The following is a 26405-nucleotide window of genomic DNA, read 5'->3' as shown; positions in this document are numbered from 1 at the left end:
GCCCGGCGGCTGCACTGGGCGACCGGGAAGGGGCAGGCATGACCAGGGGACGGGAGCGGGCGCAGGATCGAAACGCCCCCGGGGGATCCGGGGGCGGAGCGGCGGGGGCGGACGGGCCCGGCGAGGGTGGCGGTGAGGAGCCAAGGGAGTCCGTCTACGAGTGGTTCCGGCGGGGCAGCCAGCTGCTGGCGCAGGGCAGCGCGGCCGCGGCGGTGCAGCTGCTGGAGCGGGCCGCGGCGGCGGAACCGGAGTCGAGGTCCATCAAGGAGACCCTGGCCCGGGCCCAGTTCGATGCGGGGTCGTACGCTGCTGCTCTGGAGAACTTCCGGGAGGTGGCCCTGGCCGACCCCTCGGACGACTATGCGCAGTTCGGCTGGGGGCTGGCGGCCGCGCGGATGGGCGACTTCGAGGCGTCGGCAGAGCATCTGGCGCTGGCGGTGGCCATGCGGCCGGAGTCCGACCACTACCGTGCGGCGCTGCGGCAGACCCGGGCGACGCTGCGTGCCCGGGCCGGTGCCTTCGGCCCGGTTCCGCCGCACCCGCGGTGGCCGGGCCCGCAGGACGCGGAGCCCGGCGGGCCGCGCAGCAACCGACAGGAAGAGCAGGAATGACGCACACGGCAGCCGGCAACCCCGACGAAGGCGCCACCGCGCCGGACAAGGCCGGGAACGGTGCCACCGCGCCGCGGCTGAGTCCGGCGGGCAGCGCCCGTCCGCTGGTCGAGGCGTACGACACCGCGCTGCTCGACCTGGACGGTGTGGTCTACGCCGGGCCCGACGCCATCGACCATGCGGTGGAGTCGCTGGAGGCGGCGCACGCCAGGGGCATGCGGCTGGCGTATGTCACCAACAACGCCTCCCGCACGCCGCAGGCGGTCGCGGACCACCTCACCCGGCTGGGGGTACCGGCCGAGGTGTCCGAAGTGATCACTTCCGCGCAGGCGGCCGCCCGGCTGGTGGCCGAAAAGGTACCCGCCGGGTCCGCGGTGCTGGTGGTGGGCGGAGACGGGCTCGAGGTCGCGCTGGAGGAGCGCGGGCTGCGTCCGGTGCGTTCCCTCGACGACGGTCCGGCCGCGGTGGTGCAGGGCTACGACCCGTCGGTGGGCTGGCAGCACCTCGCCGAGGCCTCCTACGCCGTGGCGCGGGGGCTGCCCTGGGTGGCCTCCAACACCGACCTCACCATCCCGACCTCGCGCGGCACCGCACCGGGCAACGGCACCCTGGTGGCAGCGGTCCGCACAGCCACCGGCGTCGAGCCGGAGGTGGCGGGCAAGCCGCTGCCGCCGATGCACCGCGAGACGGTGATCCGCACCGGCGCCGTGCGTCCCCTGGTGGTCGGCGACCGCCTGGACACCGACATCGAGGGCGCCTACAACGGAGGCGTCGACAGCCTGCTGGTCCTCACCGGGGTGACCACCCCCGCCGCGCTGCTGGCGGCACCGCCCCAGCACCGGCCCACCTTTGTGGCGGCCGACCTGCGGGCCCTGCTGGCACCGCAGCCCGAGGTGGCCGCGGCAGACGGCGGGGCCCACCGCTGCGGCGGGTGGACCGCGTCCGTCACCGACGGGCAGCTGCGACTGGAGGGCGACGGCGATCCGTACGACGCTCTGCGGGCGCTCTGTGCGGCGGCTTGGACGGCAGCGGAGCAGGGCACGGGTACGCCCGATGCCCGCAAGGTCCTGGCCGAGCTGGGGCTGTGACGTCAGAGCAGGGAGCGCAGCCGCAGCAGATCGCGGATGCCGGCCTCCAGCTTCACCCGTCCGTGAGCCCACGCGGAGGCGAAATGCAGCCGGCCGGCCACCAAATCCACCAGGTCGTCGCTGGCCATCGCCAGCCGGATCTGGGCCCGCTCGGGCGGCCGGCCCGGGGTCTCGACGAGATCCTGGATCCGGCCGCCGCGCAGGTGCCCGGAGAAGGTGATGTCGAGGTCGGTGATCCAGCAGGTCAGCGAGCGGTCCAGGGCCGCTGCTTTGCGTACGTCCCCCTCGGAGCCCGACAGGTTCTCGCTGAGCTGCTCCAGTGCCGCGCGGCACTCCTCGGAGTTCGCCATGGTGCGGCCGCTCCCCTTCCACGGTCGTTTGGGGTTCCCGGGCGACCGTACCCCAGCCGGTGCGCTGGCCCGCCGCGCGAAGGGCGGAGGCGGTAGCGTCTTGAAGGGGTGTCCCGTCGATCACGGACGCACGGGCGTGACGGAAGCGAGGAGGACCTGATGCGCGACACACTGCGCGGCTGGGTGCAGTTCGCAGTAGGCATCGCAGAGGAGACCGGCCGACGCTCGGCGCATGCGGCGAAGGACCTGCTCGACCGGAGCGGTGTGGACGTCGAGGCGGTGCAGCGGTCACTGGCCGAGCAGGTCCCGGCTTCGGCGCGGTCGTTGCAGTCGATGGCCGGCGACATGGCCGCCGCCGGGCGCGAGGGACGGGATCTGATGATCGGCCTGGCCCGTTCGGAGGCGGAGCGGACCTGGCACCTCGTCGGCCGGATGGGTGACCAGGTGGTCAAGGTCGGGGTGGTCCTGGAGCTTCTGGAGCGCAAGCTGCGCGAGCTGGAGCAGGGCGGAGCGGAGGCCGAGGAGGCACCGCCGGAGCCCCGTGCCGAGAAGCTCTTCGGCTCCGAGTGGCAGCAGGAGCACGCCGCGGAGCGGGCGGCGCGGCCGGTGCGGATCCCCGTGGTGGAGGAGCCGCCGGCTGCCGAGCAGACCGCCGCCGCGGCACACGGGCCGGCCGCTGCCGGGAAGTCGCCCGGCCCGGCGGCCCGTGAGGCGGAAGCCGCGGGGACCGGTGCTGCGAAGAAGACCGCGGCCAAGAAGGCCCCGGCCGCGAAGAAGGCGGCGGCGAAGAAGACCGCCCCGGCGAAGAAGACGACGGCCAAGAAGACCGCCCCCGCGAAGATCGCTGCCGCGAAGAAGGCCACGCCGGCGAAGGCCGCGCCCGCCGAGCAGACGGCGGCGGCGAAGAAGACCGCGCCCGCGAAGAAGATGACGGCCAAGAAGACCGCGCCGGCGAAGACCGCGGCCGCGGCCAAGACCGCAGCCGCGACCAGGACCGCCGTGAAGACCACGGCGAAGAAGACCACCGCAAAGACCGCGGCGGCCAAGAAGACGGCGACCGCCAAGGCCGCGACCGCCAAGAAGGCCGCGTCCGAGCGAACCGCGACCGCCAAGAAGGCCCCGGCGGCGAAGAAGTCGGCCACCGCGAGGAAGGCCGCTCCCGCGAAGGCCACCACGGCGGCCCGGGCCACGGCGGCGAGGAGCGCGGCGGCCGGGACCGTCGGAGGCCGGGTGGCGGGCGATGGCTGAGGGCTTCCCCGAGGCGGTGGGCGCCGCTGCCGGCCCCGTGGACCCGTTCGCGGGTCCGGTCGAGCTGGAGGAGACCGGCCATCCCGGAGTGGACGACGTGCTGGCCCGGCTGGAGGCTCTGGAGGGGACCCCCACCGAGGCGCATGTCGCCCTGTACGAGGATGTCCATCAGCGGCTGCGGGACACCCTCACCGCCCTCGACAACCGACCCGGCCCCACCCCGGGGCCCTAGGAGCTGAAGCACCTGTGGCAGTGGCACGACGCCGACTCGACGCGGAACTGGTCCGCCGCCGACTCGCCCGCTCCCGCGAGCACGCCAGCGAGTTGATCGCGGCGGGGCGGGTGACCGTGGGCGGCACCACCGCGAGCAAGCCGGCGACCCAGGTGGAGACCTCAGCGGCGGTCGTGGTCGCCAAGGACGAGAGCGATCCCGACTATGTCTCCCGGGGCGGGCACAAGCTGGCGGGAGCGCTGGCCGCCTTTGTGCCGGAGGGGTTGCGGATCGAGGGCCGCCGCTGCCTGGACGCGGGGGCCTCCACCGGTGGCTTCACCGATGTGCTGCTGCGCGCGGGCGCCGCCCGGGTGCTCGCCGTGGACGTCGGCTACGGCCAGCTGGCATGGTCGTTGCAGAGCGACGAACGGGTCACCGTCATGGATCGCACCAACGTCCGTGAGCTGACCCTGGAGGGGATCGGCGGGGAGCCGGTGGATGTGGTGGTGGGCGACCTGTCGTTCATCCCGCTCGGCCTGGTGCTGCCCGCGCTCGCCTCCTGCTGCGCCGAGGACGCCGACCTGGTGCTGATGGTCAAGCCGCAGTTCGAGGTGGGCAAGGAGCGGCTGGGCAGCGGCGGCGTCGTCCGCAGCCCGGAGCTGCGCGCCGAGACCGTACGCCAGGTCGCGGCCCAGGGCTGGGAACTGGGCCTGGGGGTGGTGGGAGTGGCGGCCAGCCCGCTGCCCGGCCCGTCCGGCAATGTCGAGTACTTCCTCTGGTTCCGGCGCGGCGCGCCGCCCCTGGACCCGGCGGATGCGGATCGGGCCGTGGCAGAAGGGCCCAGGTAGGGTGCCGTGCACGTCCCCCGTGCGGCGCAAGCGGTCAAACCACAATCGGGAGGGGGCGCCACCCGGCCGATGCAGTCCGGGCGGGCGTAGGAGAGGGCATGAGTGACTTGCGAACGGTCTTCCTGATCGCGCACACCGGCCGTGCGGCCGCACTGCGCAGCGTCGAGCACCTGGTCAACGGTCTGCTGAAGGCGGACATCGGGATCAGAGTGCTGGCTGCTGAGGCCGAGGACATGGACCTGCCCGCCGGAGTGGAGGCGGTCGCCGCGGCGCCGGGTGCGGTGGCCGGCTGCGAGCTGATCCTGGTGGCCGGCGGTGACGGGACCCTGCTGCGCGGGGCCGAGCTGTCCCGGCAGACGGGTGTGCCGATGCTCGGTGTCAACCTCGGCCGGGTCGGCTTTCTGGCCGAGGCGGAACGCGACGACTTGGCCAAGGTCGTACAGCGGGTGGTCGACGCGGACTACGAGGTCGAGGAGCGGATGACGGTCGACGTCCTGGTCCGTGCCGACGGCAAGGTGATCCACCGTGACTGGGCGCTCAACGAGGCCTCGGTGGAGAAGGCGTCCCGGGAGCGGATGCTGGAGGTGGTCACCGAGGTCGACGGACGGCCGGTGTCGCACTTCGGCTGCGACGGGGTGGTGTGCGCCACACCGACCGGTTCCACGGCCTATGCGTTCTCTGCGGGCGGGCCGGTGGTCTGGCCGGAGGTGGAGGCGCTGCTGATGGTGCCGATCAGCGCACATGCGCTGTTCCCCAAACCCCTGGTGACCTCGCCGCACTCGGTGCTGGCGGTGGAGGTGCTGCCCAAGACGCCGCACGGGGTGCTCTGGTGCGACGGACGGCGCTCGGTGGAGCTGCCGGCCGGGGCGCGGGTGGAGGTGCGGCGCGGACGTATCCCGGTGCGGCTGGCCCGGCTGCACCGAGCGCCGTTCACCGACCGCCTGGTGGCGAAGTTCGCGCTGCCGGTCACCGGCTGGCGGGGCGCCCCGCATCAGAACTGACGCCACGTCATCATCCGGCGCAGGGTCGCCGACCGTACCGTTCCGCGGCCGCCCGAGGGTGTGCCTCGGGCGGGGCCTTCCGCGCACAGCCGCTCGGAAGGCCCCGCCCGTCGCGGGGACGGGACGCCGAGGCTTGGGCGGAGAAGGGTGTCGCGGAGACGGATGCCGCGGAGACGGATGCCGGCGGTGGTCGCCGAGGTCGACGGGGTGTCTCTGTCGCCCCTCGGCAGCCGCGGCGTGCTGTGCGCCACACACCGCCCGGCCCACCGCAGCGCCGGACGCCCCGCGGCCGGCCGGTTGCGGGCCGCGGGACGCAGAGCCGGGGGCCGGAGTCGGCCGCCCGGTGAGTCACCGGTCCGGAGTCAGACCGTCGGGTGGGTCTCCAGCAGGTCGATCCGGGCCTGGAGCAGCTCCAGTACCTGCCCCCGCTGCCCGTGCCGGCTCTCATGGTCCAGCAGCAGCTGCAACTGCGCCGCGGTCAGTGAACGGATGCGGTTCCTGAGGTCCGAGGCCGGCAGCTGGTCGAAGTCCGGGATCAGCAGCCTGTCCGTGTTGTCGACCATCGGAGCGCTCCTCTCCTCGGAGCCGCCGGAGCGCGCATACAGCGGGCCCGTCGGCGTGGTCATGGCCATGCCCGGGCGCCTCGGGCGGTGCCCGGACCTCCATAGTGCGCCGGAACGGCCCGGTGGGCCTGCCGCAGCGGCACGCCGAGGAGTGCCGAATCGGATGAACCTACCGGCGCGACGCGGGTGCTCGTCGCACAGCGGGCCCCGAACCTCGTAAGGTCGTGTCCGTGTTGGAGGAGATGCGGATACGGGCCCTGGGCGTCATCGACGACGCCGTGGTCGAGCTCTCGCCGGGCTTCACCGCGGTGACCGGCGAGACCGGTGCGGGCAAGACGATGGTGGTCACCAGCCTGGGCCTGCTGCTCGGAGGGCGTGCGGACCCGGCTCTGGTCCGCAACGGCGCCGGGCGTGCGGTGGTCGAGGGCAGGATCACCCTGGCCGACGGCGACCCCGCAGCGGTGCGCGCCGTGGAGGCCGGGGCCGAGCTGGACGACGGGGCGCTGCTCATCAGCCGTACCGTTTCCGCCGAGGGGCGCTCCCGGGCGCATGTCGGCGGCCGTTCGGTCCCGGTGGGCCTGCTGGGCGAGCTGGGCGAGGACCTGATCGCCGTGCACGGCCAGACCGACCAGCAGCGGCTGCTCAAGCCGTCCCGGCAGCGCGGCGCGCTCGACCGGTACGCCGGTGAGGCCGTCGCCGGGCCGCTGGAGCGCTACCAGGCCGTCCACCGGCGGCTGCGCCAGGTCTCGGCGACGCTGGAGGAGATCACCACCCGGGCCCGGGAGCGGGCCCAGGAGGCGGATCTGCTGCGCTTCGGCGTGGAGGAGGTCGCCGCCGCGGAGCCGCAGTCGGGGGAGGACACCGCCCTGGCCGCCGAGGCCGAGCGCCTCGGCCACGCCGACGCGCTGGCGTCCGCCGCCACGCTCGCCCACGGTGCGCTGGCCGGGGACCCCACCGAGCCGGACACGGTCGACGCCGGCACCCTGGTCGCCCAGGCCCGCCGGGCGCTGGACGCGGTGCGTTCGCACGATCCGCGGCTCGCCGCCCTCGCCGACCGGCTGGACGAGGTGGGCTATCTGCTCGCCGATGTCGCCGCCGACCTGGCCGGCTACGCCGACGGGCTGGACGCGGACCCGGTGCGGCTGGCGGCGGTGGAGGAGCGCCGCTCGGTCCTCACCCATCTGGTCCGCAAGTACGCCACCCCGGACGGCGGCACCGCCGAGGTGCTGCGCTGGGCCGAGACGTCCGCGGCGCGCCTGGCGGAGCTGGAGGGCGACGACGACCGCGTCGGCGAGCTCGCGGCCGAGCAGCAGGCGCTCCACGCCGAGCTGGGCGGTCTGGCCGCCGAGCTCTCCGCGGCGCGGCACGCAGCCGCGGGCCGGTTCGCCGAGGCGGTGACCGCCGAGCTGACCGAGCTGGCCATGCCGCACGCCAGGGTGTCGTTCGCCATCGCCCAGACCGACGACCCCGCCGGGCTGGAGGTCGACGGCCGTACCGTGGCCTTCGGCTCGCACGGTGTCGACGAGGTGGAGGTGCTGCTCGCCCCGCACCCGGGCGCGCCGCCCCGGCCGATCGCCAAGGGCGCCTCCGGCGGTGAGCTCTCCCGGGTGATGCTGGCGGTGGAGGTGGTCTTCGCCGGTGCCGACCCGGTGCCCACGTACCTGTTCGACGAGGTCGACGCCGGTGTCGGCGGCAAGGCGGCGGTGGAGATCGGACGCCGGCTGGCCAAGCTCGCGGAGAGTGCCCAGGTGGTGGTGGTCACCCACCTCCCGCAGGTCGCCGCGTTCGCCGACCGCCACCTGGTGGTGGAGAAGACCAGCGACGGCACCGTCACCCGTTCGGGTGTGAAGGTGCTGGACGACGCCGAGCGGGTGCGTGAGCTCTCCCGGATGCTGGCCGGCCTGGAGGATTCCGAGCTGGGCCGCGCACACGCCGAGGAGCTGCTCGCCACCGCCCGCAGCCCACGCCGCCAGGACCGGGCGGCGTCCTGACAGGCAACGGACGATCGGGAGGAACCCTGTGACGGTGCGCGGCCAGGGCGGGCGGCTGCTGGCACTGCTGGCCGCCGTCGGCGGGGCACGAGCGCTGTACGCCGGGCTGAACCGGGTCCCGCCCGGGGAGCCCGCGCTGTGGGAGCGCAGAAACCACCGCGGCCGGGTGGTCACCCTCTACCAGGGCCCGGCGGTGGCCGCAGCGGTCGCCACCGCGGTCGTCGCGGCCCCGCAGTTGCCCCCGCGGCTGCGTGCGGCCACCGCACTGGCCACCGTGGCCGCGGCCGGCTGCGGCAGCTGCGACGACATGCTGGGCGGCCCGGAGCGGGGCCTGCGCGCCCATCTGAGGGCGGCGCGCGAGGGCCGTGTCACCACCGGGGCGGTGAAGCTCGCCGGGATCGGCTCGGCCGCGGTCGTCGCCGCCTGTCTGGTGCAGCGGCGCCCGGTGGACCGGCTGCTGGCCGCCACCGTGATCGCGGGTACGGCGGGTGCGGTGAACCTGCTGGACGTCCGGCCGGGCCGGGCCGTCGGGGCGGTGCTGGCCGCCGGACTGCCCACGGTGCTGCGCGGCGGACCCGGCGCCGCGGTCGCCGCAGCGGCCGTGGGTGCGGCGGCCGCGCTGCTCCCCGACGACCGGGGTGAGCGCACCATGCTCGGGGACTGCGGCGCCCATGCGCTGGGTGCGGCCCTGGGGACCCTGGGCGGCCGGTTCCGGCCGTGCCGCACTGGCCGGGCGGGCGGCGGCCCTGCTCTGCTTCCACGCGGCGGCCGAACTGGGCCTGTACGGCGAACCCTGACGGCCCCGATGCGGGCAGCGCCCGGCCGGGGCCCCGGCGACCGGTCCGGCCATTGCCCGCACCCAGGCACAACCGGCTGAGCGGCGGCCGGCAGCCCGGGTGGCCGCTGATCGACCTGGGGCGCCACAGGCCGCCGTGACCCCTGTACTCTGCGGTGCACACCACCGGTGCCCAACGCCGAACGCAGGCCGCGACCCGGCCGCCACCGCGGCGACGGGAGCGTTCCGCGGACCAGATCGACTCGGAGCGAACGACGTGGACGACACTGTCCGGGGAGCCACCCCCGCACCCGACCCGGGGCAGCTGCACGTGGTACTCGTCGTCGCCGCCAGTACCGGCGGCATCGGCGCTCATGTGCGCTCCCTCGCCCAGGGGCTGGTGGCACACGGCCTCAAGGTGACCGTGTGCGGGCCGGCCGCCACCGATGCGCTGTTCGGCTTCTCCGGCACCGGTGCCCGGTTCCACCCCGTGGAGATCACCCCCACCTCCGGGCCCCGGAGCGACGCGGCGGCCATCGGTGAGCTGCGGCGCGCCTTCACCGGTGCCTGCGTGGTGCATGCCCATGGTCTGCGCGCGGGGCTGCTCTCCGATCTGGCGCTGCGCACCGCCGGCCGGGTTCCCGGGATGCGGCCGCTGACGCCGCTGGTGGTCACCATGCACCACGCCCTGCTGGCCACCGGTATGGAGCGGCGGCTGCTGCGGCTGATGGAGCGCCGGGTGGCCCGCGCCGCGGACCTGCTGCTGGGAGCCTCCTCCGACCTGGTGGCGCGGGCTCGCGAGCTGGGCGCCGGCGATGCCCGGCTGGGCCCGGTCGCGGCTCCGCCGCTGCCCGCGCCCACCCTGGACCGGACGGCGGCCAAGGCGGCGGTGCCCGGCGCCGACAAGGGTCGTCCGGTGGTGCTGGCGGTCGGACGGCTGGCCCCGCAGAAGGGGTTCGACCTGCTGCTGGAGGCATCGCGGACGCTGGCCGGGCTGGACCCCGAGCCGCTGGTGGTGATCGCCGGTGAGGGCCCGGAGGGGGCCGTGCTGCGGGACCGCATCGAGGCCGAGGGGCTGCCGGTGAGGCTGCTGGGGCACCGTACCGATGTGCCCGACCTGCTGGCCGCCGCCGATGTGGTGGCGATCAGCAGCCGCTGGGAGGCCAGGCCGCTGGTGGCGCAGGAGGCGCTGCGGGCCGGGGTGCCGCTGGTGGCCACCGCCGTCGGAGGGGTGCCGGAACTGGTCGGGGACGCCGCGGTGCTGGTCCCGTACGGGGACGCGCGGGCGTTCGGCAGGGCCCTGGCCGAGCTGCTGGGCGACGAGCCCCGGCGGGCCCGGCTGGCCGAGCAGGGCAGGGCCCAGGCCGAGACCTGGCCCGACGAGTCGGCCACGGTGGCGCAGGTGCTCTCCATCTACGACGAGCTGGTGCAGCGCTCCTGACGGTCGCCGGGGTGGGGCGGGCGCCGGTGCCGGCTGCTGCACGGCCCCGCCCTGGCCTGCGGGGACCGGTGGGGTCACGGCCGGTGCCGTTCGGCGGGACGGCAGCGGGGGCACCGTACAGCGGCGACATCCGCGTGCGCGCACGGGAGACCCCGAGGCCGGGCTGCGGGCATGGGCGGACACACCATCCGGTGCCGGCCCTTCGGCGGGACTCCGCGGCGGCGGGGAGTGCCCTCAGCGCTCCTGGTAGGCCCCGCTGGCGTTGAGCCGCAGCGCGGTGTCGATCAGCGGCACATGGCTGAACGCCTGCGGGAAGTTGCCCACCTGCCGCTTGCGGCGCGGGTCCCACTCCTCGGCGAGCAGCCCGACGTCGTTGCGCAGGGCCAGCAGCTTCACGAAGAGGTCCCTGGCCTCGCCGACCCGGCCGATCATCGCCAGGTCGTCGGCCAGCCAGAAGGAGCAGGCCAGGAAGGCGCCCTCGTCGCCGGGCAGGCCGTCGACGTTGCGTCCGTCCGCGCCGTGGGTGGGGTAGCGGAGCACAAAGCCGTCCTCGGTGAGCAGCTCCCGCTGGATGGCCTCGATGGTGCCGATCACCCGCTTGTCGTCCGGGGGGAGGAAGCCCACCTGCGGGATGAGCAGCAGGGAGGCGTCCAGCTCGGTGCCGCCGTAGTACTGGGTGAAGGTGTTGCGCTCCGCGTCGTAGCCCTTCTCGCACACATCGCGGTGGATGGCGTCGCGCAGTTCCCGCCAGCGGTCGACCGGGCCGTCGGTGGGGGTGCCCTCCAGCAGCTTGATGGTGCGGTCCACGGCGACCCAGGCCATCACCTTGGAGTGGACGAAGTGCCGGCGGGGGCCGCGCACCTCCCAGATCCCCTCGTCGGGTTCCTGCCAGTGCTTCTCCATGTAGCCGATCAGCCTCAGCTGGAGCAGGTGGGCGTGGTCGCTGCGGGCCAGGCCGGTCATGTGCGCCAGGTGCAGGGCCTCGACGACCTCGCCGTAGACGTCCAGCTGCATCTGGTTGGCGGCGCCGTTGCCGGTGCGTACGGGGGTGGAGCCCTCGTACCCGGGGAGCCAGTCCAGCTCCACCTCGCCGAGTTCGCGCTCACCGGCGATGCCGTACATGATCTGCAGGTTCTCCGGGTCGCCGGCCACGGCTCTGAGCAGCCACTCGCGCCATGCCCGCGCCTCTTCGCGGTAGCCGGTGCGCAGCAGCGAGGAGAGGGTGATGGCGGCGTCGCGGAGCCAGGTGTAGCGGTAGTCCCAGTTGCGGACGCCGCCGATGTCCTCCGGGAGCGAGGTGGTGGGGGCGGCGACGATGCCGCCGGTGGGGGCGTAGGTGAGCGCCTTGAGGGTGATCAGGGAGCGGATCACCGCCTCGCGGTAGTGCCCGGCGAAGGTGCACTGGGCGACCCAGTCGCGCCAGAACTCCTCGGTGGTGACCAGGGCCGCTTCGGCGTCGGGCCGCTCGGGGGCGCGCAGGTGCGAGGCCTGCCAGGTGAGCGCGAAGGCGACCCGCTCGCCCGCCCGCACGGTGAAGTCGGAGTAGGTGGTCAGATTGCGCCCGTAGCTCTCCGCCTCGCCGTCCAGCCACACCGAGTCCGGACCGGCGACGGCGACGGTGCGGTACGAGCCGTCCGGCTCGTCCATCCTGTGCACCCAGGGCACCACCCGGCCGTAGGAGAAGCGCATCCGCAGGGCGGAGCGCATCCGCACCCGGCCGCTGAGGCCCTCGACGATGCGGATCATCTGCGGCACGCCGCTGCCCTCGGTGAGGTGCCGCGGCGGCATGAAGTCGATCACCCGGACGCTGCCGCGCTCGGTGTCCCACTCCTGCTCCAGGATGAGCGAGTCGCCCCGGTAGCTGCGGCGGTCGGCGGGGACGGCGGGGGCGTGGGCGGTGATCGGGATATGCAGCTCGCCGGTGCTCTCGAACTCGCTGAGTACCTGCTGTTGCTCCACCTGGGGGAAGGCGGCCGGACTGGGCGGCACGTCGGCCGGCCCGATCCGCCAGAATCCGTGCTCGTCCGTGCCGAGCAGGCCGGCGAAGACGGCGGGGGAGTCGAATCGGGGCAGGCACAGCCAGTCCACCGCTCCGTCCCTGCTGACCAGGGCGGCGGTCTGCATGTCCCCGATGAGTGCGTAGTCCTCGATACGGCCGGCCACGTGGATCTCCAGTTCGCGATGGTGCACGGCGTCGTCCGACAGGCAGGGCATGATGGGGGCCGTTGCTCGGTGGCGGCGGGAGGCTCCCTTGAGGCGCGGGTGGTGCCCAGGGTGGCCGTGGAAGCCTCGGCGGGCTCCTTACGGTGAGTGGGTGTCGACGGCAGCAGGAGGCGTCGTCCGCCCCCCTGCGACCGACTGCCCCTGCTGTCGGCGATGCGTCCGTGCAGAATACGACGGACCGGCGGCGCGTGGAGCCCCCGAACGATCTCGACATGTCCGATCTTGCGTGATCGTGCGAAAAGTAGCCCGCACGGAGGATGCGCCACCACCCCCGCGGACTACCCGAAGTGATCCGGAAGTGATCCTTCCAGGCCTGGCGGCAACCCGCCCGGACCACCGCACGAACACGGACCGGTCCTGTCACTGTTACCCTGGTACCCCGTGGACTGGTGGGATCAAGCGCCCCGTGCCCGCCACCCCGACGCCCCTCTCGCGACCCCCACCCGGGCCGCCGGCGGTACCGACGTCGGCGCGGCACACACGGCACCCACTCCACAGGCCACAGCTACGACCTGCGACCCACGGGAGCCCCCTCTTGGCACTGCCACACTCCGGCAAGACCCAGACGACCAAGCACCTCTTCGTCACCGGAGGTGTGGCCTCCTCCCTGGGCAAGGGGCTCACCGCCTCCAGCCTCGGCGCCCTGCTCAAGGCGCGGGGCCTGCGGGTCACCATGCAGAAGCTCGACCCGTACCTCAACGTGGACCCGGGCACCATGAACCCGTTCCAGCACGGCGAGGTCTTCGTCACCGACGACGGCGCCGAGACCGACCTGGACATCGGCCACTACGAGCGCTTCCTGGACACCAACCTCCACGGCTCGGCCAATGTCACCACCGGCCAGATCTACTCCACCGTGATCGCCAAGGAGCGGCGCGGCGAGTACCTGGGCGACACCGTGCAGGTCATCCCGCACATCACCAATGAGATCAAGTCCCGCATCCGGCGGATGGCCACCGACGACGTCGACGTGGTGATCACCGAGGTCGGCGGCACCGTCGGCGACATCGAGTCGCTGCCGTTCCTGGAGGCGGTCCGCCAGGTCCGCCACGAGGTCGGCCGGGACAACGTCTTCTTCGTGCATGTCTCGCTGCTGCCGTACATCGGCCCCTCCGGTGAGCTGAAGACCAAGCCCACCCAGCACTCGGTGGCCGCGCTGCGCAACATCGGCATCCAGCCGGACGCCATCGTGCTGCGCGCCGACCGCGAGGTGCCGCAGGCCATCAAGCGCAAGATCAGCCTGATGTGCGACGTGGACGAGGAGGCCGTGATCGCCTGCGCCGACGCGCCGTCGATCTACGACATCCCCAAGGTCGTCCACAGCGAGGGCCTGGACGCCTATGTGGTGCGCCGCCTGGACCTCCCCTTCCGCGATGTCGACTGGACCCAGTGGGACGACCTGCTGCGCCGCGTCCACCAGCCCGAGCACCGGGTCAGGGTGGCGCTGGTGGGCAAGTACATCGACCTGCCGGACGCCTATCTCTCGGTCACCGAGGCGCTGCGGGCCGGCGGCTTCGGCAACAACGCCAAGGTCGACATCAAGTGGGTCACCTCCGACGACTGCCGCACCCCCGAGGGGGTCCGCGAGCAGCTCGGCGACGTGGACGCCATCTGCATCCCCGGCGGCTTCGGCGAGCGCGGTGTGGACGGCAAGGTCGCGGCGATCACCTACGCCCGCGAGAACAAGGTGCCGCTGCTGGGGCTCTGCCTGGGCCTGCAGTGCATCGTCATCGAGGCCGCCCGCAGCCTCGCCGACCTCGCCGAGGCCAACTCCACCGAGTTCGACCCCGCCGCCCAGCACCCGGTGATCTCCACCATGGCCGAGCAGCTGGACATCGTGGAGGGCAAGGGCGACCTGGGCGGCACCATGCGGCTCGGCCTCTACCCGGCCAAGCTGGCCGAGGGCTCCATCGTCCGCGAGGTCTACGGCGGGGAGCAGTACGTCGAGGAGCGCCACCGCCACCGCTACGAGGTCAACAACGCCTACCGTGCGGACCTGGAGAAGACCGGCCTGGTCTTCTCCGGCCTCTCGCCCAAGGGCGACCTGGTGGAGTACGTCGAGTACCCGCGCGAGGTGCACCCGTACCTGGTCGCCACCCAGGCCCACCCCGAGCTGAAGTCCCGCCCGACCCGCCCGCACCCGCTCTTCGCGGGCCTGGTCGCCGCCGCCATCGTCCGGCAGCAGGAGCAGCAGGAGCAGTGAGACCCCCCGTGACGGCGGCCGTGCGATCTTGCACGGCCGCCGTCGCGTAGGTTGGCGGCAGGGGTTGCAGGGGCACGGCCGGGGGCCGGACGCCGCGGCCGGACCCATGAGACGAGAGGTGGCCCACCCGATGGCAGGCAGTGCACCCGAGATCCGCGACCGGGCCGAGGAATGGCCGGTGCTCTCCTCCACCACCCCCTTCCGGGGCAAGGTCACCGGAGTGCGGACCGATGAGCTGCGGATGCCCGACGGCTCCACCGCCAAGCGCGACTACCAGCTGCACCCGGGCTCGGTCGCCGTACTCGCCCTGGACGACGCCGGCCGGGTGCTGCTGATCCGCCAGTACCGCCACCCCGTGCGGCAGCGGCTCTGGGAGATCCCGGCCGGACTGCTGGACATCCCCGGTGAGAACCCGCTGCACGCCGCCCAGCGGGAGCTCTACGAGGAGGCCCACTGCAAGGCCGAGGAGTGGCGGGTGCTGCTGGACTTCTACACCACCCCCGGCGGCTCCGACGAGGCACTGCGGATCTTCCTCGCCCGCGGTCTGGGCGAGGCGCAGGGCGACCGGCACCAGGCCGAGGGCGAGGAGACCGAGATCGAGATCGCCCGGGTCCCGCTGGACGATCTGGTACGGCTCGTCCTGGCCGGGGAGCTGCACAACCCTGCCCTGGTCGCCGGGGCCCTCGCGGCGCACGCCGCGCTCAACGGCGCGGGACCGGACGCGCTGCGGCCCGCCGACGCGCCCTGGCCGGCCCGGCCCTTCTCCGCCCCGTGACGCCCAACGGGTGATCCATAGGCTGGTAGGACCGCAGCGGCCCGGTCGCCCGTGCCTGGTGAACTACCCTTCCGCCCAAGGGGCTGTGCAGGCCGCCGCGCCTGCTGGGTGGTGAAGTGTCAGGAGTGGCGCGCGTGGCAGCTGAGACGGCGACCGACCCGGTCCGCCCGCCCGACGGCGGGCCCTGCGCCGTCGCCCCGCTGCCGCCCGACCCCGTCCCTTTCGTCGGCAGACGGTCCGAACTGGCGGCGCTGCGCGCGGAGATCCCGGTGCCCGGCCCGGCCGTAGTGCCCGGCGCCGGGCACTGCCGGGTGCTGGTGGTCGCCGGACGGGCCGGCTCCGGCCGTACCTCGCTCGCGGTGCGCTTCGCCCGCACCGCCGCCGCCGACTACCCCGACGGGCAGTTCTTCGTCCGGCTCGGCAGCTGCGAGGGCCGGCCCGCCCTGCCGGGCCCCGCCGCCCGTCAGCTGCTCACCGCGCTCGGCCGGCCCCCCGCCGAGGCCGGGCTGCCCGACCCCTCGGCCGAGCCGGACGCGGACCCGGCCTGCGCCGCGCTGCGCCATGCCCTCACCGGGAAGCGGGTGCTGCTGGTGCTGGACGACGTCCAGGACGCCGCCCAGCTGCGACCTCTGCTGCCCGAGGAGCCCGGCTGCCTGGTGGTGGTCACCGCGGCCGGACCGCTCACCGGGATCGCCGACGCCCGCCCCTGCATCCTCGGCGGGCTGGACCCCGCCGCCGCGGTCGCCCTGCTCACCGGTCTGGTGGGGGAGACCCGCATCGTCTGCGACCCGGTCGGCGCCGCGGAGCTCGCCGAGGCCTGCGGCTGCCATCCCGCCGCCCTGCGGCTTGTGGCCGGCTGGTTGCGCACCCGACCGAGGGTCGCCGTGCCGGAGGCCGTCCAGGCCCTCGCTGAGCCGCTCCTGGCCGGGCCGCCGTCCGCCGAACGGCAGGAGCGGCCGCCTGCCCCGCCCGGAGTGTCGAAGCCGCAGGGCACCGCCGGCGCCGGGGAGTCCGATCTGCTGGCCCTGTGGGAGGCGTTCCGCAGCAGCCCGACCGGACGCCGCCCGCAGCCAGTACCCCCGCCGCCCGCCGCGACCGCGGCCGATGTGGATGCGCTCTCGCTCTGGGAGGCGGTCCGGGGCAGTGCGGGCGGGGGCAGCGAGGTCCGGGGCAGTGCGGGCGGCGGCGGTGCGCGGGAGGGCAGCCGGGACCGCAGCGCGGCGGCGGACGCAGGCCCTGCGCAGCAGCCGGACGCCGGTCCTGCCGCGCGGCAGAAGGCCGCTGCGGGTGCTGCCGAGGGTGCCGCGGACGCATCCGGCACCCCCCGGGCCGATGCGGGCGGCACGCCCCCGTCGACCGATCGGGCGGCGGACGTCGCCCGAAGTGCGCCCCCGCGTGCATCCGTACGCCCCAATGGTCCGACCCGGTCCGGGCGGGCGGTGATCGCGGCGATGGCACTGCCCCTGACCGGGGCGGTCCAGGCCCCGTCGCCCGGGGCGTCGCCGGACCCGATGCACCGCGCCTTCGCCCTCCTCCACCGGGGCCTGCCGCCCACCCACGCCCGGATGCTGCGGCTGCTCGCGCTCGCCCCCCTCGGCGCCGCCGACCGCCGTACCGCCTCCGCCCTCGCCGGGTGCCCCGCCGACTCCGCCGAGCACATCCTGCGGATGCTGGCCGAGCAGCAGCTGCTGGACGAGCAGCCCGCGGCCCCCGACGGCACCCTGCGCTACCGCCTGCCGTCCCGGCTGCACGCCCTGATCACCGGGCTGCTGCCGGACAGTGAGCGCCCCGCCGAGATCCAGCTGGCCCGAGCCAGGCTGCTGGAACGCCTGCTCCGGCTGGTCGACTCCTGCCGCGCCCTGCTGGCCCCGGAGCCGGGCGCTGCGGCCCCCGAACCGCTCCCTGGGCCGCTGCGGCTGCGCTCCGCCGCCCAGGCCCGGGACTGGCTGGTTCTGGAGCAGCCGGTGCTGCGGCTGGCCGTCCGGGGCGCGGTGCGCGCCGGCGACCTGGACAGCCAGGCCGGGCGGCTGGCAGCGGCGCTGGTCCGTACGCTGCCCGTGGCCGGCGTCGCCCCGCCCGCCGTACTGCTGGAGCTCCACGGCCTGGTGCTGGAGGTCGCCCGGCGGACCGCAGCACCCGCCCGGGAGGCCGCCGCCCGGATCAACCTGGGCGATCTGCTGGCCGCCGCGGGCGAGCACGGCCGGGCCCTGGAGCACTACCGGGCCGCGCCGGCGGCGGCCAGGGCGGCCGAGGACGAGGCCGCGCTGGCCAGGGCGCTGGAGGCGGTGGCGGGCACCCACCGGGCGCTGGGCGACCCGGTGCGCTCCGCCGACTGGTACGCCAGGGCGATCGCCGTCCGGCGGTCGCGCGGGGAGCAGCGGGCCGAGGCCCGGCTGACCGCACGGCTGGCGGAGGCCCGTGCGGGGCAGCAGCGGCTCGAGGAGGCGGTGCGCGAGTACCGGGCGGCACTGCTGCTGCTGCGCCGCCTCGGCGACGACGCGGCGCAGGTGGCAGTGCTGCTGGAGACGGCCCGGGTGCTGCTGCGCGCCGGGCAGGCCGAACAGGCGCTGCGGACCCACCGGGAGGCGCTGGTCGCCGCCCGGCGCGCGGCGGACCCCCTGCTTGAGGCGCGCGCTCTGGAGGCCCTGGGGCGGGTGCTGGATCTCACCGGGGACCCCGAAGGGGCGCGGCTGCACCTGGAGCAGGCGGCACGAATGTCCGACTTGGGATGAGTGGTCCCTTTGGGTGATTTGCGTCACTTCGCAAGGGTGTCCTCGGTGCAAGCCTACGAAAGTGCCAATGATCCTCAAAGATTTGGTCGGTTTGTAAGGCTGGCGCTTCGCCTGGGCTTCATTACACTCAATGCCAGTTGCGTAGCGCTGCCGCACAACGGTGTGCCTCGCCATGCGACCACCCGCCGGTGTTCCCCCGGTGGGACCCCCAGGGCAAGGGACGTGTATAGCCGTGAAGGTCGGCATCCCCCGCGAGGTCAAGAACCACGAGTACCGCGTGGCCATCACGCCCGCCGGCGTGCATGAGCTGGTCCGCAACGGCCACGAGGTCGTCATCGAGCATGCAGCCGGCGTCGGCTCCTCGATCCCCGACGAGGAGTACGTGGCAGCGGGCGCAACCATCCTCGACACCGCCGACGAGGTCTGGGCCGCCGCGGACATGGTGCTCAAGGTGAAGGAGCCCATCGCCTCCGAGTACCACCGGATGCGCAAGGGCCAGATCCTCTTCACCTACCTCCACCTGGCCGCCTCCCGCGAGTGCACCGACGCCCTCCTGGAGTCCGGCACCACCGCCATCGCCTACGAGACCGTGCAGCTCGCCAACGGCGCGCTGCCGCTGCTCGCCCCGATGTCCGAGGTCGCGGGCCGGCTGGCCCCGCAGGTCGGCTCCTACCACCTGATGCGCCCGGCCGGCGGCCGCGGTGTGCTGCCCGGCGGTGTCCCGGGCGTGGCGGCGGCCAAGGCCGTGGTGATCGGCGGCGGCGTGTCCGGCTGGCACGCGGCCACCATCGCGCTGGGCATGGGCTACAACGTCACCCTGCTCGACCGCGACATCAACAAGCTGCGCGAGGCCGACCGGATCTTCGGCAACCGCATCCGGACCATCACCTCCAACGCCTTCGAGCTGGAGAAGGCGGTGCTGGACGCCGACCTGGTGATCGGCGCGGTGCTGATCCCGGGTGCCAAGGCCCCCAAGCTGGTCACCAATGAGCTGGTCTCCCGGATGAAGCCGGGCTCCGTGCTGGTGGACATCGCCATCGACCAGGGCGGCTGCTTCGAGGACTCCCGGCCCACCACCCACGACGAGCCGACCTTCCGGGTGCACAACTCGGTGTTCTACTGCGTCGCCAACATGCCGGGTGCGGTGCCGAACACCTCCACCTACGCGCTCACCAACGCGACGCTGCCGTACATCGTGGAGCTGGCCAACCGCGGCTGGGAGGACGCCTGCCGCCGGGACGCCGCCCTGGCGCTGGGCCTCAACGTCCACGAGGGCCAGGTCGTCTACGGCCCGGTCGCCGAGGCCCACGGCCTGCACGCCGCGGACCTGGACACCGTGCTGCTCTGACACCGTGCTGCTCTGACACCGCGCTGCTCCGACACCGCGCAGGCGCCGGTGGCCTCCGGGCTCCGGCGCCGCACGGGGTCCGTGTCGCAGGGGTGTTGACGTGGCACAGGTCCGACGCCGCACAGGTCCGCCGGGCGACGGCCGCCGACGCGACGTCAGAAGGCGCGCCGGGACGGCGAACAGCACTGCCCGAGGGGCGGGGCACCACCGTGGTGCCCCGCCCCTCGGGCATGCCGGGAGGCGGTCGCGGGGCGGCCGCCGAGCCGCCACAGAGCGGTTGCAGACCGGATATGTCGCCACGTCAACATGTGTGTGCTACCTCACCCTCGGGGCGAAATGAGCCGACCTGCTGCTTTGGCGATGCCGCGAAAGGTTGCCGTCACAGCCCTGTTCATCACTTGACAGGCAGCGCGCGCATACCCGACACATCGTGCCGACTACCGTGGATTGTGTTGCTGCGAACGCCCGAAACGGCCTAGAGTCGCGAACCGTCGGCGTTCTCTGTTCTGTCTTCACGCTGACCAATCAAGAAGTGTCCTGGTCGCCAAGGAGGTAAGACGACTTGTGAATGAGTCGACATTTGCTCCCGGGGGTGGTCAGCCAGGACTGGCGGAGCACGCCGCCGGTCTGCCGGGTGAGGACTCCGGTACCCGGTTGCAGGCCGTCGGCTCGGTAGCCGTCCGTACCTTCGAGGCACGTCTGGCTGCCGACCGCGACAGCGACCTGCCCGAACATGGCCTCTCCTACGCCGAGTTCCCCTACGGGTCCTACGACGACCCGGACGCCGAGTACGAGCCCGACCCCGAGTACGCGGCCACGCTGGCACCCGACGCCGCCCGGCAGCGCCGCGAGCGCGTCGGCCCCACCGGACGTCCGCTGCCGTACTTCCCCATCCCCGCACCGCTGGGCGAGCACGGACCCGCGCAGATCATCGCCATGTGCAACCAGAAGGGCGGCGTCGGCAAGACGACGTCCACCATCAACCTGGGTGCGGCGCTGGCGGAGTACGGCCGCCGGGTGCTGCTGGTCGACTTCGACCCGCAGGGAGCCCTCTCCGTGGGCCTCGGCGTCAACCCGATGGAACTGGACGTCACGGTCTACAACCTGCTGATGACCCGTGGCATGTCCGCCGACGAGGTGCTGCTGAAGACCGCGGTCCCCGGGATGGACCTGCTGCCCAGCAACATCGACCTGTCGGCCGCGGAGGTGCAGCTGGTCAGCGAGGTGGCCCGGGAGTCGGCGCTGGCCCGCGCCCTCAAGCCGCTGCTGCCGGACTACGACTACATCATCATCGACTGCCAGCCCTCGCTGGGCCTGCTCACGGTCAACGCCCTCACCGCGGCGCACAGCGTGATCGTGCCGCTGGAGTGCGAGTTCTTCGCGCTGCGCGGTGTCGCCCTGCTCACCGAGACCATCGAGAAGGTCTGCGAGCGGCTCAACCCCGAGCTGCGGCTCGACGGCATCCTGGCCACCATGTACGACTCGCGCACCGTGCACAGCCGCGAGGTGCTCGCCAGGGTCGTCGAGGCCTTCGGCGACCACGTCTTCCACACCGTCATCGGCCGTACCGTGCGCTTTCCGGAGACCACCGTCGCCGGTGAGCCGATCACCACCTACGCCACCAACTCGGTCGGCGCCGCCGCCTACCGCCAGCTCGCCAGGGAGGTGCTCGCCCGGTGCCCCGCCGCGTGAGTCTCCCCGGGGCCGACGAACTGTTCCGGACCACCGGGGGCATGGCACTGTCGCCGTCCCTCGCCCGGCAGCAGGACGCGTCCCGGTCGGAGGCCGCCCGGGGCGCGGGCGCCGCCCAGGGCGGCGCGGCAGGCGGCGAGCAACGTCCGCCCGAAGACGACGGCCCGTACCCCGAACGTCCCCGGCACGCCGGGGACGACGACATGGCCGAGGAGCACGGCAGCGCGGCGGGCCCCGAGTCCGCAGCCGGACGGCGCCTCCTCGGCCCGGGCACCCCCGGCCAGGGCGGACGCGCCGCAGGCGTTCCCGCCCAGCCCTCCCCGGCCTCCGACGGATCCGCGCGCCGCAAGTCCCGCAGTGCCGCCGCGCGCCGGCCCAGCGGCCGGGAGCGGCACGACGAGAAGATCACCGTGTATGTCTCCGCCGAGGAGCTGATGGACCTCGAGCACGCCCGCCTGGTGCTGCGCGGGGAGCACGGGCTGGCCGTCGACCGCGGCAGGATCGTCCGGGAGGCCGTCGCCGTGGTGCTGGCCGACCTGGAGCAGCGCGGCGAGGCAAGTATCCTGGTACGCCGTCTGCGCGGACGCTGACCGCAGGCGCCTCCGGGGACTCCCTCCGGGCCAAGCGCCCCGCGTGTCGGTGCCGCAGGGCTCCTCCGCACCCGCGGAGGGAACACCATGGACTGCGATGCCGACGACCGACCACCACGATGTGTCCCAGCACTCCGCGCCCCGCCCGGGCAGCGAACCCGGAGCGGCACGGCGGGATGCCCCGGAACCCCTGCCGCAGCAGGCGTCCGCTGCCGCCGCCGGCGGTCCGCCCGACGTCGAACCGGACGCTGCCTCCGACGCAGGGCCGGAGGCCGCTGCCGCCCCCGAGGCCGGCCAGGGCGGCTTCAGGGTGCGGCTGGAGAACTTCGAGGGCCCCTTCGACCTGCTCCTGGGCCTGATCTCCAAGCACAAGCTGGATGTCACCGAGGTCGCCCTGTCCAAGGTCACCGACGAGTTCATCTCCCACATCCGCGCCATGGGCCCCGACTGGGACCTCGACCAGGCGACCGAGTTCCTGGTCGTCGCCGCGACCCTGCTGGACCTCAAGGCCGCCAGGCTGCTGCCCGCCGCCGAGATCGAGGACGAGGAGGACCTGGCCCTGCTCGAGGCCCGGGACCTGCTCTTCGCCAGGTTGCTGCAGTACCGCGCCTACAAGCAGGCGGCAGCGCTCTTCGCCGAACGCTGGGCGGCGGAGCAGCGGCAGCGCCCGCGCACCGTCGGCCTGGAGCCGCACCATGCCGAGCTGCTGCCCGAGGTCGTGATCAGCATCGGCCCGGAGCTCTTCGCCCGGCTCGCAGCCAAGGCGATGACCCCCAAGCCCAAGCCGGCCGTGTACGTGGACCACATCCACACCCCGCCGGTGAGCGTGCGGGAGCAGGCGGCGCTGGTGGTGGAGCTGCTGCGGACGATGGGCGAGGCGAGCTTCACGGCGCTGGTGGCGGACGCCGGCGACACGCTCACCGTGGTCGCCCGCTTCCTGGCCCTGCTGGAGCTGTACCGGGAGCGGGTGCTCGCCTTCGACCAGCCGGAGGCGTTGGGGGAGTTGCAGGTGGTGTGGATCGGCGAGGAGGGGCGCCAGGTGGAGGTCACCGACGAGTTCGACCGACCGCCCGAGCAGCCGGACGACGACAGCCGCAGTGGGGGACGGCGCGGCGGCGACGCAGGGAACGCAGCAGAACGAGGAACCGAGGCCGACGATGAACGGTGACCACTCCCGCGGCGAGGCCGACGGCCCGCAGAACGGCGAATCCAGGCCCGCGCGACGGCCGCTGGGCATGCCGGGGCGGCCGCGACCGGGCGAGCAGCTTCCGTCGGCGTATCCGGCGGCCCACCCGTCCCACACCCCTGCGGCGGAGGAGTTCGGCGGGCGCGAGCCCGAGCCGGAGCCCGTGCGGGACCTGGAGTGGGAGCCGGAGCCGGAGCCGGCGCAGGACCTGGAGTGGGAGCCGGAGCCGGCGCGCACGCCGGAGTGGGAGCGGGAGGCCGACCCGGTTCCGTACTGGGAGGAGCCCGAGCCGCTGCCTGCCGTGCGGGCTCCCGAGGCGGTGGTCGAGCGCACACCCGAGCCGGCCCCGGTGCCCGCGTCCGTGCCCGCCGCCGCGTCCGTACCGGCACCCGAGCGGGTACCCGTGCCCGAGCAGGTGTCCGTGCCCGCCCCGCCGGACGCCGTCGCGGCGGAGCCGGTGGCTCCCGAGGAGGAGCAGCCCGAGGACGAACTCGCAGCCGTCCCGCTGAAGGCAGCACTGGAAGCCGTCCTCATGGTCGTGGACGAACCGGCCGCCGAGGCGCACCTCGCCTCCGTACTGGAGCGCCCCCGCCGCGAGGTGGCCGCGGCACTGCGCGAACTGTCCGCCGAGTACACCGCCACCGGCCGCGGCTTCGACCTGCGCCTGGTGGCCGGGGGCTGGCGTTTCTACAGCCGGGCCGAGTGCGCCCCCGCCGTCGACCGCTTCGTCCTGGACGGTCAGCAGGCCCGCCTGACCCAGGCCGCATTGGAGACCTTGGCGGTTGTCGCGTACCGTCAACCGGTGTCCCGTTCCCGGGTCTCCGCCGTGCGCGGTGTGAACTGCGACGGCGTGATGCGTACGCTGGTACAGCGGGGCCTGGTGGAGGAGACGGGAACCGAACCCGAGACAGGTGCGATCCTGTACCGGACGACCAACTACTTCCTGGAACGGATGGGGCTGCGCGGCCTGGACGAGCTGCCGGAGCTGGCGCCCTTCCTGCCCGAGGTCGACGACGTGGAAGCGGAGTCGCTGGAGGGCTCCGCGATCGCCGAGGCGGTGGCCGCCGCACGGGACGGTAGCGACATCGCCAGCACCACGTGACACCGACATGCAGCTCGGCCGACGACGGAATCGACAACGGACTTTCAATGCGTAGCAGCGGCAGGAACAGCGGCGGCCAGGGCGGCAACCGCGGAGGGTACGGCAGCCAGGGCGGTGGCTCCGGCGGCCAGGGCGGTGGCTCCGGCAGCCGTGGCGGCCAGGGCGGTGGCTCCGGCAGTCGGGGCGGCCAGGGCGGCAACCGCGGAGGGTACGGCAGCCAGGGCGGTGGCTCCGGCAGCCGCGGCGGCCAGGGCGGCCAGAGCGGCAACTACCGGGGTGCAGGCAACCCCCGCGACGAGCGCCAGCAGCGCTCCGGCCGTCCGCCGCGCCCCGAGGAGCGCACCTACGGCGAGTACGGCGGCGGCAGGCCCGGCGGCGGCCCCGCCGACGGCCGCAGGAGCCCCGCCGGCCAGGGCGGCGGCAAGGGGCAGGGTGCCGGCCGCGGCCGCGCCCCGCAGCAGCGTCCGGCGCGCCCCCGCGAGCTGGAGGCCAAGCTGGAGGACGCCGTCCGCGCCCGCCACGACAAGCCGCGCGTCGTCATCCCCAAGACCTTCGGCGAGCCCGAGGGCGAGCGGCTGCAGAAGGTCCTCGCCCGTGCGGGCATGGGCAGCCGCCGTGCGTGCGAGGAGCTGATCGACCACGGACGGGTCGAGGTCAACGGCAAGACCGTCCGTGAGCAGGGCGTGCGGGTCGACCCCGAGCACGACGAGATCAAGGTGGACGGCCTCACCGTCGCCACCCAGTCGTACCTCTTCTTCGCCCTCAACAAGCCCGCCGGCGTGGTCTCCACCATGGAGGACCCCGACGGCCGCCAGTGCCTGGGCGACTACGTCAACAACCGGGAGACCCGCCTCTTCCACGTGGGACGCCTCGACACCGAGACCGAGGGCATCATCCTGCTCACCAACCACGGCGAGCTGGCCCACCGCCTCACCCACCCCCGCTACGGCGTCGCCAAGACCTACCTGGCCGCCATCATCGGTCCCATCCCGCGGGACCTCGGCAAGCGGCTCAAGGAGGGCGTCGAGCTGGAGGACGGCTTCGCCCGCGCCGACAGCTTCCGGGTGGTGGAGAACACCGGCAAGAACTACCTGGTTGAGGTCAGCCTGCACGAGGGCCGCAAGCACATCGTGCGGCGGATGCTCGCCGAGGCCGGCTTCCCGGTGGAGCGCCTGGTGCGCACCCGGTTCGGGCCGATCGCCCTCGGCGACCAGAAGTCCGGCTGGCTGCGCCGCCTCACCAACCCCGAGGTCGGACAGCTGATGCGCGAGGTCGGCCTCTGAGGCACGGCCGGTCGAGCCCCGTCTCCCGGGCCCGGGAGCCGGGGCTCACTGCGTCGCCGGGCGTTCGACCGAATATCCTGGTCCGAATATCCTGGTCGTCGCGTGAACCTGCGCGACCACGCCGGGTGATGGAGGGACGGGATGTTCGACACACTGGGCCTGCCCGAACCTGACAGCCAGGTCTACGCCGCTCTGGTCACCGCCCCGCAGTCGGACGCCACCGCTCTCGCCGCCCGCTGCGGCCTCACCGAGCAGCAGACCCGCGCCGCGCTGGCCACCCTCGCCGAGCGCGGAATGGCCACCAGGGCGCCCGACAACCGCAACCACTACCTCGCGGTCGCACCCGACGTCGCCATAGGCACCCTGATCGGCCGCCGCGAGGAGGAGCTGCGCAGCGCCCGCGCCGAGATGCACCGTCTGATGGACGCCTTCCGCGACGCCTCCCGCTACACCGATCCGGCCCGCTCGGTGGAGGTCCTGACCGGCGGCGACGCCATCGCGCAGCGGTTCGAGCACCTCCAGGACACCGCCAAGGGCCAGGTCTGCGCCTTCGACCGCCCCCCGTACGTCCGCGAGCCGGGCTCCAACCTGGAGCGCGGCAGGCGCCTGATGCGCGAGGGCATCCGCTACCGCACCATCTACGACCGGGAGGCCGTCTCCTGGCCGGGGCGGCTGGAGAACGACATCGCCATCGGCTGTGCCGACGGTGAGGAGGCCCGGGTGCGGGTCGTGCTGCCGATGAAGATGATCATGGCGGACGACCGGATGGCCATCCTCCCGATCAGCTCGGGCAACCGGGCCCTGGACGCCGCCTATGTCGTCTACCCCAGCTCCCTGCTGGAGGCGCTGGCCACCCTCTTCGAGGCCGAGTGGGAGCGCGCGGTCCCGCTGCGCTTCGCCCCGGACGGCTCGATGGAGGAGGGCCCGGAGCCGGACGGCCCCGGGGAGGACCACCGGCGCCTCCTCGGCCTGCTCGCCGCCGGACTCACCGACGAGGCCATCGCCCGCGCCCTGGGCTGGAGCGCTCGCACCACCCAGCGCCGCCTGCAGAGCCTGATGCGTGAACTCGGCGCCACCACCCGCTTCCAGGCAGGCATGGCCGCCCGCGAACGCGGCTGGCTCTGACCCGGCGGCGCCCCGGCCG

22 protein-coding genes are annotated in these 26405 nt (G+C 74.0%); 19 read left to right on the top strand and 3 right to left on the bottom strand.

All coding sequences use genetic code 11. From position 1 onward, the window contains the following. Positions 1–38: 38 nt before the first annotated feature. Entirely contained in the window at positions 39–611 is a 573-nt protein-coding gene (locus tag AB0761_RS10520; RefSeq protein WP_377268708.1) for a tetratricopeptide repeat protein, read from the top strand. Beyond that, complete coding sequence (locus tag AB0761_RS10515; protein WP_377268707.1) at positions 608–1699, top strand: HAD-IIA family hydrolase; 1092 nt, start codon at positions 608–610, stop codon at positions 1697–1699. Before AB0761_RS10520 ends, AB0761_RS10515 begins: the two co-directional genes overlap by 4 nt. 2 nt (positions 1700–1701) lie before the next feature. On the opposite strand, the gene AB0761_RS10510 is transcribed toward AB0761_RS10515, so the two are convergent. After that, on the bottom strand, positions 1702–2049 hold the full coding sequence (locus tag AB0761_RS10510; protein WP_377268706.1) for a sterol-binding protein: 348 nt from the start codon (positions 2047–2049) through the stop codon (positions 1702–1704). Between the two features lie 159 nt (positions 2050–2208). On the opposite strand from AB0761_RS10510, the gene AB0761_RS10505 reads away from it, so the two are divergent. The 4 genes from AB0761_RS10505 to AB0761_RS10490 all read left to right on the top strand — a co-directional run bounded on the left by AB0761_RS10505 (position 2209) and on the right by AB0761_RS10490 (position 5357). Further along, positions 2209–3297, top strand: a complete 1089-nt coding sequence (locus tag AB0761_RS10505; RefSeq protein WP_377268705.1) for a histone — start codon at positions 2209–2211, stop codon at positions 3295–3297. After that, positions 3290–3529, top strand: a complete 240-nt coding sequence (locus tag AB0761_RS10500) for a hypothetical protein (protein WP_377268704.1) — start codon at positions 3290–3292, stop codon at positions 3527–3529. Before AB0761_RS10505 ends, AB0761_RS10500 begins: the two co-directional genes overlap by 8 nt. Positions 3530–3549: 20 nt before the next feature. Further along, complete coding sequence (locus AB0761_RS10495; RefSeq protein ID WP_377274006.1) at positions 3550–4356, top strand: TlyA family RNA methyltransferase; 807 nt, start codon at positions 3550–3552, stop codon at positions 4354–4356. A 98-nt stretch (positions 4357–4454) separates the two neighbouring features. After that, positions 4455–5357: an NAD kinase gene (locus AB0761_RS10490; protein ID WP_377268703.1), complete on the top strand. Its 903-nt coding sequence runs from the start codon at positions 4455–4457 to the stop codon at positions 5355–5357. A 362-nt stretch (positions 5358–5719) separates the two neighbouring features. Here the strand turns inward: AB0761_RS10490 and AB0761_RS10485 are convergent, their stop codons facing one another. Next, positions 5720–5983 (bottom strand): hypothetical protein, encoded by a 264-nt coding sequence (locus tag AB0761_RS10485; RefSeq protein WP_377268702.1) that lies wholly within the window; start codon positions 5981–5983, stop codon positions 5720–5722. A 179-nt stretch (positions 5984–6162) separates the two neighbouring features. On the opposite strand from AB0761_RS10485, the gene recN reads away from it, so the two are divergent. The 3 genes from recN to AB0761_RS10470 all read left to right on the top strand — a co-directional run bounded on the left by recN (position 6163) and on the right by AB0761_RS10470 (position 10127). Further along, positions 6163–7911, top strand: a complete 1749-nt coding sequence (gene recN / locus AB0761_RS10480; protein WP_377274004.1) for a DNA repair protein RecN — start codon at positions 6163–6165, stop codon at positions 7909–7911. A gap of 28 nt (positions 7912–7939) precedes the next feature. Beyond that, the gene (locus AB0761_RS10475) at positions 7940–8788 is read left to right on the top strand and encodes a hypothetical protein (RefSeq protein ID WP_377268701.1); all 849 of its coding nucleotides are present in this window, start codon (positions 7940–7942) and stop codon (positions 8786–8788) included. A gap of 175 nt (positions 8789–8963) precedes the next feature. After that, positions 8964–10127, top strand: coding sequence for a glycosyltransferase family 4 protein (locus AB0761_RS10470; RefSeq protein ID WP_377268700.1), 1164 nt, complete (start codon positions 8964–8966; stop codon positions 10125–10127). Positions 10128–10361: 234 nt separating this feature from the next. Here AB0761_RS10470 and AB0761_RS10465 read toward each other — a convergent pair whose 3' ends face one another. Next, positions 10362–12290 carry a glycoside hydrolase family 15 protein gene (locus AB0761_RS10465; protein WP_377274003.1) on the bottom strand — a complete coding sequence of 643 codons (1929 nt, stop codon included), beginning with the start codon at positions 12288–12290 and terminating at the stop codon, positions 10362–10364. Positions 12291–12885: 595 nt separating this feature from the next. Between AB0761_RS10465 and AB0761_RS10460 the strand changes: the two genes are divergently transcribed. The 10 genes from AB0761_RS10460 (at position 12886) to AB0761_RS10415 (ending at position 26386) form a co-directional block, all read left to right on the top strand. Continuing rightward, positions 12886–14553, top strand: a complete 1668-nt coding sequence (locus AB0761_RS10460; protein WP_377268699.1) for a CTP synthase — start codon at positions 12886–12888, stop codon at positions 14551–14553. A gap of 130 nt (positions 14554–14683) precedes the next feature. Next, complete coding sequence (locus tag AB0761_RS10455; RefSeq protein WP_377268698.1) at positions 14684–15328, top strand: NUDIX domain-containing protein; 645 nt, start codon at positions 14684–14686, stop codon at positions 15326–15328. Between the two features lie 134 nt (positions 15329–15462). Then, the gene (locus tag AB0761_RS10450) at positions 15463–18060 is read left to right on the top strand and encodes a tetratricopeptide repeat protein (protein ID WP_377268697.1); all 2598 of its coding nucleotides are present in this window, start codon (positions 15463–15465) and stop codon (positions 18058–18060) included. A 232-nt stretch (positions 18061–18292) separates the two neighbouring features. After that, a complete protein-coding gene (ald, locus tag AB0761_RS10445; protein WP_377268696.1) occupies positions 18293–19408 on the top strand; it encodes an alanine dehydrogenase in 1116 nt (371 codons plus the stop codon). A 564-nt stretch (positions 19409–19972) separates the two neighbouring features. After that, the gene (locus AB0761_RS10440) at positions 19973–21100 is read left to right on the top strand and encodes a ParA family protein (protein WP_377268695.1); all 1128 of its coding nucleotides are present in this window, start codon (positions 19973–19975) and stop codon (positions 21098–21100) included. Then, positions 21085–21690, top strand: coding sequence for a hypothetical protein (locus AB0761_RS10435; RefSeq protein WP_377268694.1), 606 nt, complete (start codon positions 21085–21087; stop codon positions 21688–21690). The genes AB0761_RS10440 and AB0761_RS10435 overlap by 16 nt, the downstream gene beginning before the upstream one ends. Positions 21691–21787: 97 nt before the next feature. Further along, a complete protein-coding gene (locus AB0761_RS10430; RefSeq protein WP_377268693.1) occupies positions 21788–22858 on the top strand; it encodes a segregation and condensation protein A in 1071 nt (356 codons plus the stop codon). 550 nt (positions 22859–23408) lie between these two features. Then, positions 23409–23978, top strand: a complete 570-nt coding sequence (locus tag AB0761_RS10425; RefSeq protein ID WP_377274002.1) for an SMC-Scp complex subunit ScpB — start codon at positions 23409–23411, stop codon at positions 23976–23978. A gap of 47 nt (positions 23979–24025) precedes the next feature. Beyond that, complete coding sequence (locus AB0761_RS10420) at positions 24026–25261, top strand: pseudouridine synthase (protein ID WP_377268692.1); 1236 nt, start codon at positions 24026–24028, stop codon at positions 25259–25261. 141 nt (positions 25262–25402) lie between these two features. Further along, positions 25403–26386 (top strand): helix-turn-helix domain-containing protein, encoded by a 984-nt coding sequence (locus AB0761_RS10415; protein WP_377268691.1) that lies wholly within the window; start codon positions 25403–25405, stop codon positions 26384–26386. Positions 26387–26405 lie beyond the last annotated feature (19 nt).

Source organism: Peterkaempfera podocarpi, from assembly GCF_042466665.1.
Classification (GTDB): Bacteria; Actinomycetota; Actinomycetes; order Streptomycetales; family Streptomycetaceae; genus Peterkaempfera; species Peterkaempfera podocarpi.
The sequence above is the reverse complement of the archived record's forward strand: the minus strand, read 5'-3'. Positions and strand labels throughout refer to the sequence as shown.